Consider the following 11340-nt stretch of genomic DNA (forward strand, 5'->3'; position numbering starts at 1 on the left):
ACCCGGTCGAGCAGGGGCCGCCCGCCCACCCGCACGCCGGGTTTGTCCGCACCGCCCAGGCGCCGGGCGGCACCGCCGGCGAGCACGACGGCGTCGTACCGGGCGGGGTCCGCCCCGTGCGCGGGGCCGGTCGCGACGCCTGGTTCGCCGGGGTGCTGGTACGCGGTCACCCCCCGAGTATGCGTGCCCCCGCGATCACACGGAACGCGGGGGAAGCGACGCGATCACGAATGCCGGCTCGGACGAGGAACAGGAATCACAGCGTCCGTAGCAGTACCGCCGGCTGTTCCACGCAGTCCGCGACGTACCGCAGGAATCCGCCCGCCACACCGCCGTCGCACACCCGGTGGTCGAAGGTGAGCGAGAGCTGGACGACCTGCCGCACCGCCAGCTCACCCTCGTGCACCCACGGCTTGGGGACGATGCGGCCGACGCCGAGCATGGCGGCTTCGGGGTGGTTGATGATCGGGGTGGAGCCGTCGACGCCGAAGACGCCGTAGTTGTTCAGCGTGAACGTCCCGCCAGTGAGGTCGCCCGGCGTCAGCGTCCCCGTCCGGCCCGCCTCGGTCAGCCGGGCGAACTCGGCGGTCAGCGCCTCGGCGTCGCGCGCGTGCGCGTCCCGTACGACCGGGACGACCAGGCCCCGGTCGGTCTGCGCCGCGAAGCCCAGGTGCACCTGGCCGAACCGGACGATCTCCCTGGCCTCGGCGTCCACCGTGGAGTTGAGCTCGGGGAAGCGGGCGAGGGCCGCGGTGCAGATCCGGGCCAGCAGGGCGAGGAGGGAGATCTTCGGACCGCCGGCCGCGTTCATGGCAGCGCGCGCCCGCATCAGCTCCGTGGCGTCGGCGTCCACCCAGCAGGTGGCGTCCGGGATCTCGCGGCGGCTGCGCGCCAGCTTGTCGGCGACGGCGCCCCGGATGCCCTTGAGCGGGGTGCGGATCCCGGCGGGGGCCGCTGTCGCCGAGGACGCCGGCACGAGCGCCGGGCTCGGCGCCTGCGGCACGGGCGGGTGCGGCTCGGCCGCCGGAGCCGTCGTGGCCCCCCGGCCGGCGGCGCGCAGGGCGTACTCCACGTCCGCCCGCAGGATCAGCCCGTCGGGGCCGGATCCGGTCAGCTCCCGCAGGTCAAGGCCGTTCTGCCGGGCCAGCCTGCGCACCAGGGGCGAGATCACGGGGACGGGTCCGTCCTCCGTCGCGAGGCCGCCCGCTCGCCCGTTCACCGTCGCCGGGGCGCCCGCGGCCTGCGCGTTCACAGGGGCAGCGCCGGTTTCTGCCCGTCCGTTCGCCGTTCCGGCACCGGACTGCCCGGCCGTCGCGGACGCGCCGGACGCCGGCCGCTCCTGCCGGACCCGGCGGCGCCGCGCGGGCGCCTCGGAGGTGCCGTACCCGACCAGGACGTTGCCCGAGCCCTCGGAGGCGTTGCCGTCGGCGGGCTTCTCCCCCACGGCGACCGTGATCAGCGGTGCCCCGACGGGCAGTTCGGTGCCCTCCTCGCCGAAGCGGGCCGTGACGACACCGCCGTAGGGGCACGGCACCTCGACCATCGCCTTGGCCGTCTCGACCTCGACGACCGGCTGGTCGATGGCGACCACGTCGCCGACCTCGACCAGCCAGCGCACGATCTCCGCCTCGGTGAGCCCCTCCCCGAGGTCGGGCAGCTTGAACTCCAGCACCTGTGCCATCAGCTCTCGGCCTCCCATTGCAGACGCCCCACGGCGTCCAGGATCCGGTCCACACCGGGCAGGTGGTGGCGCTCCAGCATCGGCGGCGGGTACGGGATGTCGAACCCGGCCACGCGCAGCACCGGCGCCTCCAGGTGGTGGAAGCAGCGCTCCGTGACCCGGGCCGCGATCTCCCCGCCCGGGCCCCCGAAGGAACCCGACTCGTGGACGACGACCGCACGGCCCGTCCGCCGTACCGAGGCGCACACCGTCTCGTCGTCGAACGGCACCAGGGAGCGCAGATCGACGACTTCGAGGTCCCAGCCCTCGGCCCGGGCCGCCTCGGCCGCCTCCATGCAGACGGGTACGGACGGCCCGTACGTGATGAGCGTGGCGCTCCGGCCCGGGCGCCGCACCACCGCGCGGCCGATCGGTTCGACGGGCGCCGGCTCCTCGGGGTTCCAGGAATCCTTCGACCAGTACAGCCGCTTCGGCTCCAGGACGACGACCGGGTCGTCGGAGGCGATGGCGGCGCGCAGCAACCCGTAGGCGTCGGCGACGGTGGCGGGCGTGACGACATGGAGCCCCGGAGTCGCCATGTAGTACGCCTCGGAGGAGTCGCTGTGGTGCTCGACGCCACCGATGCCGCCGCCGTAGGGGACGCGGATGGTGATCGGCAGGGGCATCTTGCCGCGGGTGCGGTTGCGCGTGCGGGCCACGTGCGAGATGAGCTGCTCGAACGCCGGGTAGGCGAACGCGTCGAACTGCATCTCCACGACCGGCCGCAGGCCGTACATGGCCATGCCGACAGCGGTGCCGAGGATGCCCGCCTCGGCGAGCGGGGTGTCCGTGCAGCGGTCCTCGCCGAACTCCTTGGCGAGTCCGTCGGTGACGCGGAAGACGCCGCCGAGGGTGCCGACGTCCTCGCCCATGACGTGCACGGCGGGGTCGGCGGCCATGGCGTCGCGCAGCGCGCGCGTGAGGGCCTGCGCCATGGTGGCCGGCTTGACGGCGACGGTGGTCATCGGTGCGTGCCGCCTTCCGGCTCGGTGTCGGCCTCGGCCTCCAGCTCGGCCCGCAGCTGGTCCTGCTGCTCGCGCAGGTGCGGGGTGGGCTCGGCGTAGACGTGGGTGAAGAGGTCCATGGGGTCCAGGGACGGGTCCTGGTTCATGTGCTCGCGCAGGGCGGCGGCCATGGTCTCGGCGTCCTGGCGGGCGGCCTCGATGCCGGCTTCGTCGAGCAGGCCGCGCCCGGTCAGCTCGCGCTCCAGCAACTGGATCGGGTCGTGTTCGCGCCAGGTCTCGACCTCGGCGTCGCCGCGGTAGCGGGTGGCGTCGTCGGCGTTGGTGTGGGCGTCGACGCGGTAGGTGATCGCCTCGACGAGGGTGGGCCCGCCGCCCGCGCGGGCGTGGCGCACGGCGTCCGAGAGCACCTCGTGCACGGCGGCGGCGTCGTTGCCGTCGACCAGGCGGCCGGGCATGCCGTAGCCGACGGCCTTGTGGGCCAGCGACGGGGCCGCGGTCTGCTTGGCGAGCGGGACGGAGATCGCGAAGCCGTTGTTCTGCACGAAGAAGACGACCGGGGCCTGCCAGACGGCGGCGAAGTTCAGCGCCTCGTGGAAGTCGCCCTCGCTGGTGCCGCCGTCGCCGACCATGGCCAGCGCGACCACGTCGTCGCCCTTGAGGCGGGCGGCGTGCGCGAGGCCCACGGCGTGCGGCAGCTGGGTGGCGAGGGGGGTGCACAGGGGGGCGACCCGGTGCTCGTAGGGGTCGTAGCCGGTGTGCCAGTCGCCGCGCAGCAGCGTGAGCGCCTCGACCGGATCCACGCCCCGGGCGACCACGGCGAGGGTGTCGCGGTAGCTGGGGAAGAGCCAGTCCTGCTCCTTCAGCACCATCGCGGCGGCGACCTCGCAGGCCTCCTGGCCGGTGGTGGAGGGGTAGACCGCGAGACGGCCCTGCTTGGTGAGGGCGGTGGCCTGCGCGTTGTAGCGGCGGCCCTTCACCAGCTGCGCGTACAGCGTCCTCAGCAGCTCGGGGTCGGCCTTCGCGGCCGCCTCGGTGCCGAGGACGCGGTACGGCTCGGCGTCGGGCAGCAACGGCGCGGGATCCGTCCGGGGCTGCCAGGCGGGCGGCGGGGTGGGCTTGTACGCGCCCCGCTGCTCCATGACCGTCATGACGGCACCTCCTCGTGGGAGCGGCTCGAAGAGGCGCGTCGGCTGTGACCCGCCTCACCTACCGATTGTTCGGTCGACGGCACAATTTGGCTATGGGTGGCCTCAGGCTGTGGACAAACGGTTCTCCACAGCCTGAGATGGACGCAGTACGTCCATGGTAGGGAGGTCGGCGCAGGTGGCATCTGAACAAATGGCCGCGCGACAGGACGACGGCGGTGTGCTGCCGCCGCCGCGACCTCTGGACGCCATAGATCAGGACATCCTGCGCATGCTCCAGGCGGACGGGCGCGCCTCGATACGGTCGGTCGCCGAGCGGGTCCACGTCTCGCGCGCCAACGCCTACGCCCGCATCAACCGCCTCGTCGAGGACGGCGTGATCCGCGGCTTCGGCGCCCGCGTCAACCACGAACGGGCGGGTCAGGGCACGTCCGCGTACATCACGCTGAAGATCGTGCAGAACTCCTGGCGCACGGTGCGCGAGGAGCTCAGACAACTGCCCGGCGCCTCCCACATCGCCCTGGTGGGCGGTGATTTCGACGTGCTGCTGCTGGTGCACGTGTCCGACAACCGGGCGCTGCGCGAGCTGGTGCTGACCCGGCTCCAGGCGATCCCGCAGGTGCTCAGCTCGCGCACGCTGCTGGTGTTCGAGGAGGAGGACCTGGAGCCGCAGGGGTGAGACCCGCTCCGGGCGTGAGGGCCTCGCGCGGGGCCGCGTCAGGCAGCCTTGCGCAGGGCCGCGTCAGGCAGCCTTGCGCAGGGCCGCGTCAGGCAGCCTTGCGCAGGCCGGAGAAGGCCACCTGCACCACAGCGTCGGCCACCTCGCGCTCATTCATGCCGCGGCCGTCCGGCCGGTACCACTCGACGATCGAGTTGATCATGCCGAAGACCAGCCGGGTCACCAGCCGGACCTCTATGTCGGCGCGCACGTCCCCGTCCGCGGCGGCGGCCTTGAGCAGGTCGGCGACACGGTGGTCGAAGTCGCGGCGCCGTTCCAGGGCCCACCGCTCGGTGTCGGTGTTGCCGCGCACGCGCAGCAGCAGGGTCACGTAGGGGAGTTCGGCGATGAGCACCTCGACCATGCGCCGGACGACGTACTCCAGGCGGTCGGCGGCACGCCCCACGCGCGCGTGCTCCTCGTCGAGGATCCCGAAGAGCCCGTCCAGGGCCCGGCTCACGGCCCGGCGCAGCAGCTCCTCCTTGCCGGCCACGTGGTGGTAGATCGACGACTTGGAGATGCCGGCCGCCTTGGAGAGGTGCTCCATGGAGGTGCCGTCGTAGCCACGCTCGTTGAACACCTGGACGGCGACGGACAGCAGCGTGTCCGGGGTGTAGGTGTCGCGCTTGGCGGTGGTCATGAGGCGGTGCCTTCCCGCGGGTCGGGGGCGTGGGCGTGGCGGTACAGCGCCAGGGACGGGGCGTAGCGTCCCGAGGGATCGCGCCGGTGCAGGTCGTCCAGGAGTACGTACGCCCAGGTGCGGCCGAGGCGGCGGCACCACTCGAAGGGGCCCAGGGGGTAGTTGACACCGAGGCGCATCGCGGTGTCGATGTCCTCCTCGGTGGCCACGCCCTTGGCGACCGCGTCGTGCGCCAGGTCGATGATCCGTGCGACCGTGCGGGCGACGATCATGCCGGGCATGTCGCCGATGAAGCTGACCTGCTTGCCGAGCGCCTGGAAGAGGCCGGTGGCCTCGGCGATGGCCTGCGGTGAGGTGTCCTGGGAGGCGGACAGGGCGATCCGGGTGGCCCGGCGGTAGTCCAGGGCGAGGTCGAAGTGGACGAGGTCCCGGTACTCCACGGCGGTCTGCCCGTCGGCGAGGACCAGCCGGCCGCCGCTCGGGAGCAGCAGGCACGCCCCCTGGTCCTCGTCGTCGCTCTCGTCACGGACCGGGATGCCCGCCTCGCGGATCAGCGCGAGCAGCTCGGCGGCCGGCCCCAGGTCGCCCTCGGCGACGACGTACGCGGGCGGCTGCCGCCGCTCGGCGGTGTCCGGCTCGGGACGCTCGGCGCCGTCGCGGTGGTCGTACCAGCCGTGGCCGGTCTTGCGGCCGAGCCGGCCGGACTCCACCAGGCGGCGCTGAGCGAGGGACGGAGTGAAGCGCACGTCGTGGAAGAAGGACTGCCACACCGACTGTGTGACGGACTCGTTGACGTCCTGGCCGATCAGGTCGGTCAGCTCGAACGCGCCCATCCGGAAGCCGCCCGACTCGCGCAGCACGGCGTCGATGGTGGCCGGGTCGGCGCCCTGCGCCTCGTAGACCGCGAAGGCCTCGGCGTAGAAGGGCCGGGCGATGCGGTTGACGATGAAGCCGGGGGTGTCCGCGCAGGCGACCGGCGTCTTGCCCCAGGCCCGGGCGGTCTCGTACGCGCGCGTGGCGTGGGTGACGTCGGTGGCGAACCCGGAGACCACCTCGACCAGCGGCAGCAGCGGAGCGGGGTTGAAGAAGTGCAGGCCGACGAAGCGGCCGGGGGCGCGCAGGGCGCCCCCGATGGCGGTGACGGACAGCGACGAGGTGTTCGTCGCGAGCAGGCAGTCGTCGGAGACGATGCCCTCCAGGGCGCGGAACAGCTCCTGTTTGACGTCCAGACGCTCCAGGACCGCCTCGACGACCAGGGCGCAGTCGGCGAGCTCGGCGAGGTTCTCGGCGGGCAGCAGCCGGGCACGGGCGGCGTCCCGGTCGGGGCCGGTGAGCCGGTCCTTCTCGACGAGCCGGTCCAGCCGGGCACCGATCACCTCGGCCGCCTTACGGGCCCGCCCGGGGGCGGTGTCGTACAGCCGCACGGGATGGCCCGCGACCAGCGCGACCTGGGCGATTCCCTGGCCCATGGTGCCGGTGCCGACGACGGCCACGGGGCTGCTGAGGTCGAGTGCTGTCATGTGCGCGATCCTCCCGCACGGGGTTTTCCACAGATGCGGCGGACCCCCTTGAACCGACCGATCGTTCGGTTACTCTAGCTCTGTCCGAGTGTTCCTGCCCAGGTTTCTGCCCAGGTCATGAACTCGACGAGGAGTTCTTGAGACGAGGAGTTGGTCACCCATGACCGCCGCACTCTCGGCGCACGAGCTGATCGCCCGGCACCGGTCCACCCTCGACCAGGCGCTGGAAGCGATCCGCACGCGCGCGTACTGGTCACCGCACCCCGAGCACCCGAAGGCCTACGGGGAGAACGGCAGCCTGGACGCGGCGGCGGGCAAGGCCGCCTTCGACGCCCTGCTCGGCTCCCGCCTGGACCTCGGCCAGCCGGGCACGGACGGCTGGGTGGGCGGCGAGACGTCCCCCTACGGCGTCGACCTCGGCGTGACGTACCCGCACGCGGACCTCGACGTGCTGCTGCCCGCCATGAAGGCCGGACAGCGGGCCTGGCGCGACGCGGGCGCGGAGCAGCGCGCGGTCGTCTGCCTGGAGATCCTCAAGCGCATCAGCGACCGGACGCACGAGTTCGCCCACGCGGTCATGCACACCTCCGGCCAGGCGTTCATGATGGCGTTCCAGGCGGGCGGCCCGCACGCCCAGGACCGCGGCCTGGAAGCCGTGGCGTACGCGTACGTCGAGCAGGTGCGCACGCCCGACAACGCCGAGTGGACCAAGCCCCAGGGCAAGCGCGACCCGCTGGCGATGAACAAGCAGTTCACGCCGGTCCCGCGCGGCATCGCCCTGATGATCGGCTGCAACACCTTCCCCACCTGGAACGGCTACCCGGGCCTGTTCGCCTCCCTCGCCACCGGCAACGCGGTGCTGGTCAAGCCCCACCCGCGCGCGGTGCTGCCGCTCGCCCTCACCGTGCAGGCCGCCCGCGAGGTGCTCGCCGAGGCGGGCTTCGACCCGAACCTGGTCGCCCTGGCCGCCGAGCGCCCCGGCGAGGGCATCGCCAAGACGCTCGCGCTGCGCCCCGAGATCCGGATCATCGACTACACGGGCTCGACCGAGTTCGGCGACTGGCTGGAGGCCAACGCCCGCCAGGCGCAGGTCTACACGGAGAAGGCCGGCGTCAACACGGTCGTCGTCCACTCCACGTCGGACTACAAGGGCATGCTCTCCAACCTGGCGTTCTCGCTGTCCCTGTACAGCGGCCAGATGTGCACGACCCCGCAGAACCTGCTCGTCCCCCGCGAGGGCATCTCCACCGACCAGGGCCCCAAGTCCTACGACGAGGTCGTCGCGGACCTGGCCAACTCCGTCGACGGGCTGCTCGGCGACGACGCCCGGGCGAACGCGCTGCTCGGCGCGATCGTCAACCCGGACGTGAAGGCCCGGCTGGAGGCCGCGGCGGGCCTGGGCGAAGTCGCCCTCGCCTCCCGCGAGATCACCAACCCGGACTTCCCGGGAGCGGTCGTCCGCACGCCGGTGATCGTCAAGCTGGACGGCGCCAAGCCGGACGACGAGGCCGCGTACATGAGCGAGTGCTTCGGGCCCGTGTCCTTCGCCGTGGCGGTCGACTCGGCGAAGGACGCGGTGGAGCTGCTGCGGCGGACCGTCCGGGAGAAGGGCGCGATGACCGTCGGGGCGTACACGACCGACGCGGAGGTCGAACGTGACGTGCAGGAAGCCTGCCTGGAGGAGGCGGCGCAGCTGTCGCTGAACCTCACGGGCGGGGTGTACGTCAACCAGACGGCCGCGTTCTCCGACTTCCACGGGTCGGGCGGCAATCCGGCGGCGAGTGCGGCGCTGTGCGACGGGGCGTTCGTCGCCAACCGGTTCCGGGTGGTCGAGGTGCGCAGGGACGCCTAGGAGCCCGGGTTGTGCTGTTGTCTGCGCGGGTGCCGGTGCGTCGTGGTCACTCGCGCAGTTCCCCGCGCCCTTGAAGGGGCGCACCGCAGCTCCAGTGGTACAGGGTCATCGCCACACTTGTCGCCAGGTTGTAGCTGCTGACCTGAGGGCGCATCGGCAGGGACAGGAGATGGTCGGCCCGGGCGCGCAGCTCGGCCGACAGACCCGTGCGCTCGGAGCCGAACGCGAGGACGGCGTCGTCCGGGAGTTTCACCCCCCGGATGTCGTCGCCCTCCGGGTCCAGGGCGAACAGCGGGCCGGGCGGCAGCTCGCCGGCGGTCAGCCGCTCCACCGTCGTCGCGAAGTGCAGACCCGCCCCGCCCCGCACGACCGTCGGGTGCCAGGGGTCGACCGTCCCGGTCGTCACCACACCGGTCGCCCCGAAACCGGCGGCCAGGCGGATCACCGCGCCCGCGTTGCCCAGGTTGCGCGGGTTGTCGAGGACCACCACCGGGGCCGTGCGGGGCGTGTGGGCCAGTTTCGCGAGGCTGGACCCGCGGGAGGGCCGTACCGCCAGCGCGGCCACCGCCGTCGGGTGCGGGCGGGGCACGAACGACGTGTACGTCCCGTACGGCACCTCCGTCAGCAGCCCGGCCAGCGCGTCCCGTACGTCCGGGGCGAGCTCCTCGGCGAGGGCCAGCGCGGCGGCCCGGTCCGCGGTGACCGCCACCGGCACCTCCGCCCCGAAACGCAGCGCGTGCTTCAGGGCGTGGAACCCGTCGAGCAGGACGGTGTCACCGGCGAGCCGGTGCCAGCGGGTCACGGGGTCGGTCATGCCCCGGAGCCTACGTGCTCGGCCTCGGGGTTCTGACGGGCACGCTGCCCGGGCAGGGACACCCGCCCGCCCCGGCGCGCGAGCCGGTCACGCACACGTGCCGCCCGGCCGCCCAGGCGGCGCAGGAAGCCCGTCGGCAGGAACACCGCGTCCGCCGCGATCATCGCCAGCGAGAAGAACGGCAGACCGAGAACCACGGCGATCACGGCGTGCTCGGTCATCATCACCGCCAGCAGGACGTTCTTCACCCGCCGGTTGAACAGGGTGAACGGGAAGGCGACCTGCACCAGGACCGTCCCGTAGGTCACCAGCATCACCATCGTGCCGCTGGCGGACAGCAGATCGGCGAGCGCCGGCCAGGGAGAGAAGTACTCCAGGTGGAGCGGGTAGTAGACCGCGGTGCCGTCCTGCCAGCGGGAGCCCTGCACCTTGTACCAGCCGGCCGTCGCATAGATCAGGCACGCCTCGGCCATGATCACGAGCAGGGCGCCGTTGTGCACGACGTTGCCGATCACGTCCAGCAGGATCCGCGGCTCACCGGTCCCGGCCCGGCGTCCGACCAGCCACCACACGGCCTGCGCCACCCACACCGTCCACAGCAGCGCCGGTATCAGCCAGTCGCCCTGCATCCGGCCGACCAGGGTGACCGCGGCCAGCACGGCCCCGAGCACGCCCCACAGGGCCGGACCGGTCCGGTCCGTGACCCGCTCGCCCCGGGCGCGTGCCGTCCGCTCCCGCTCGGCCCGCCGGGCGTCCAGCGACCAGACCTGGGCGCACCGCGTGAAGACCAGGTAGACCGACATCAGGTGCAGCACGTTGTCGCCGCCGTCGCCCATGAAGACGCTGCGGTTCTGCAGCGACAGCACGCCGACCATGAACAGCACCGACATGGTGCGGGTGCGCCAGCCCAGCATCAGCAGGGCGCTGGAGAGGACCGCGAGCGCGTAGACGATCTCGAACCAGACCCGGCCGTCCGACCACATCAGCGTGGTGAAGGAACCGTTGGACCCGATCAACTGCTGGGCGAGGTCCCAGCTCCAGGGCCCGTCGGGACCGTACAGCTCGTGGCGGTGGGGGAGCTCGCGGAGCAGGAACAGCAGCCAGGTGGCGCTGAAGCCGATGCGGATGACGGCCGTCTGGTAGGGGCCCAGGGCGGCCTCGGTGACGCGGGCGATCCCGCCCGACACGGCCAGCGAGAAGCGGTTCACCGCACTCCTCCGGCGGACTCGTCCTGCGGGACCTTCCACCACGGCAGCTCCCGGTAGGACGGCGTCGTGGAGACCTTCTCCCGGCTCCACCGGGGCGGCGGCACGTTGCTGGTCCGGGAGCGGACCTGCACCCGCTCGATGACACCGGAGCCCCCGGTCGCGGCCCGTACGGCGTCGTCACGGTCGAGGCGCAGCACCATGATCCGGCGCAGATACGACTCCGAGAGCGAGCCGCGCAGGCCCACCGGGCGGTTCTCGCCGTCGTGCGTCGCGACGTAGAAGTCCCAGGCACGGCGCAGTTCGTTCTGCTGGGTGTGGCTGGGCAGCAGGTTTCCGTCGATGGCGCGGCCGTCCTGGGCGGACAGGTCGTACCAGCCGGTGGTCACCGTCGCGCCGTCCGGCCCCCGAACCCCGGCGCGGACCTGGATCGAGATGTTCTGCTGGAGCGGGTTCGGCGCGAAGAGCTTCCAGTTCTGCTCGAACTCCGGGTAGATCCAGTCGTCCACGGCCTCGCCGTGCGCCTTGGTGACCGTGTTCGCCGGGGCGACGTGCAGGAACGTCATCCCCAGATGCACACACACCCCGACGGCGACGACCGCCAGCGCCAGGGCCACCGCGATCCGGTAGCGGAGGGAGAGCGCGGCGACACCGGTACGGGGTTCGCCGAGCGGGTGAGCCCCGGCGGGCCCGGACGGCTCGACCGGACCGGCGGACTCCGCCGGCGCGCCCCGCTCCTCGGGCGGGGCCGGCCGGCCCGG

General features: G+C 72.8%; 11 protein-coding genes. 2 read left to right on the plus strand and 9 right to left on the minus strand.

The annotated features are described in order from the left end of the window. The 4 genes from GTY56_RS41440 to pdhA all read right to left on the minus strand — a co-directional run. Positions 1-170, minus strand: a 170-nt coding sequence (locus GTY56_RS41440; RefSeq protein ID WP_161369001.1) for an NTP transferase domain-containing protein, incomplete at its 3' end; no start/stop codon positions are given. An 86-nt stretch (positions 171-256) separates the two neighbouring features. Further along, a complete protein-coding gene (locus tag GTY56_RS33290; RefSeq protein ID WP_161369002.1) occupies positions 257-1681 on the minus strand; it encodes a dihydrolipoamide acetyltransferase family protein in 1425 nt (474 codons plus the stop codon). Then, complete coding sequence (locus GTY56_RS33295; protein WP_107456442.1) at positions 1681-2685, minus strand: alpha-ketoacid dehydrogenase subunit beta; 1005 nt, start codon at positions 2683-2685, stop codon at positions 1681-1683. The genes GTY56_RS33290 and GTY56_RS33295 overlap by 1 nt, the downstream gene beginning before the upstream one ends. After that, entirely contained in the window at positions 2682-3833 is a 1152-nt protein-coding gene (gene pdhA / locus GTY56_RS33300; protein ID WP_161369003.1) for a pyruvate dehydrogenase (acetyl-transferring) E1 component subunit alpha, read from the minus strand. The genes GTY56_RS33295 and pdhA overlap by 4 nt, the downstream gene beginning before the upstream one ends. Before the next feature lie 154 nt (positions 3834-3987). On the opposite strand from pdhA, the gene GTY56_RS33305 reads away from it, so the two are divergent. After that, on the plus strand, positions 3988-4509 hold the full coding sequence (locus tag GTY56_RS33305) for an Lrp/AsnC family transcriptional regulator (protein WP_392117441.1): 522 nt from the start codon (positions 3988-3990) through the stop codon (positions 4507-4509). Between the two features lie 88 nt (positions 4510-4597). Here GTY56_RS33305 and GTY56_RS33310 read toward each other — a convergent pair whose 3' ends face one another. Both GTY56_RS33310 and GTY56_RS33315 read right to left on the minus strand, forming a co-directional pair. Beyond that, the gene (locus GTY56_RS33310; protein ID WP_033309952.1) at positions 4598-5188 is read right to left on the minus strand and encodes a TetR/AcrR family transcriptional regulator; all 591 of its coding nucleotides are present in this window, start codon (positions 5186-5188) and stop codon (positions 4598-4600) included. Then, positions 5185-6708, minus strand: a complete 1524-nt coding sequence (locus tag GTY56_RS33315) for a 3-hydroxyacyl-CoA dehydrogenase (RefSeq protein ID WP_161369004.1) — start codon at positions 6706-6708, stop codon at positions 5185-5187. Before GTY56_RS33315 ends, GTY56_RS33310 begins: the two co-directional genes overlap by 4 nt. A 160-nt stretch (positions 6709-6868) precedes the next feature. On the opposite strand from GTY56_RS33315, the gene paaN reads away from it, so the two are divergent. Then, positions 6869-8560, plus strand: a complete 1692-nt coding sequence (gene paaN, locus GTY56_RS33320) for a phenylacetic acid degradation protein PaaN (protein WP_161369005.1) — start codon at positions 6869-6871, stop codon at positions 8558-8560. Between the two features lie 46 nt (positions 8561-8606). On the opposite strand, the gene GTY56_RS33325 is transcribed toward paaN, so the two are convergent. The 3 genes from GTY56_RS33325 to GTY56_RS33335 all read right to left on the minus strand — a co-directional run. Continuing rightward, positions 8607-9374, minus strand: coding sequence for a TrmH family RNA methyltransferase (locus tag GTY56_RS33325; protein WP_161369006.1), 768 nt, complete (start codon positions 9372-9374; stop codon positions 8607-8609). Beyond that, on the minus strand, positions 9371-10582 hold the full coding sequence (locus GTY56_RS33330; protein WP_161369007.1) for an HTTM domain-containing protein: 1212 nt from the start codon (positions 10580-10582) through the stop codon (positions 9371-9373). The genes GTY56_RS33325 and GTY56_RS33330 overlap by 4 nt, the downstream gene beginning before the upstream one ends. After that, positions 10579-11340 (minus strand): DUF5819 family protein (locus GTY56_RS33335; RefSeq protein WP_237525148.1); only part of this gene is annotated, 762 nt, incomplete at its 5' end. The genes GTY56_RS33330 and GTY56_RS33335, both read right to left, overlap by 4 nt.

This window comes from Streptomyces sp. SID5643 (genome assembly GCF_009872555.1).
Lineage (GTDB): Bacteria > Actinomycetota > Actinomycetes > Streptomycetales > Streptomycetaceae > Streptomyces > Streptomyces iakyrus.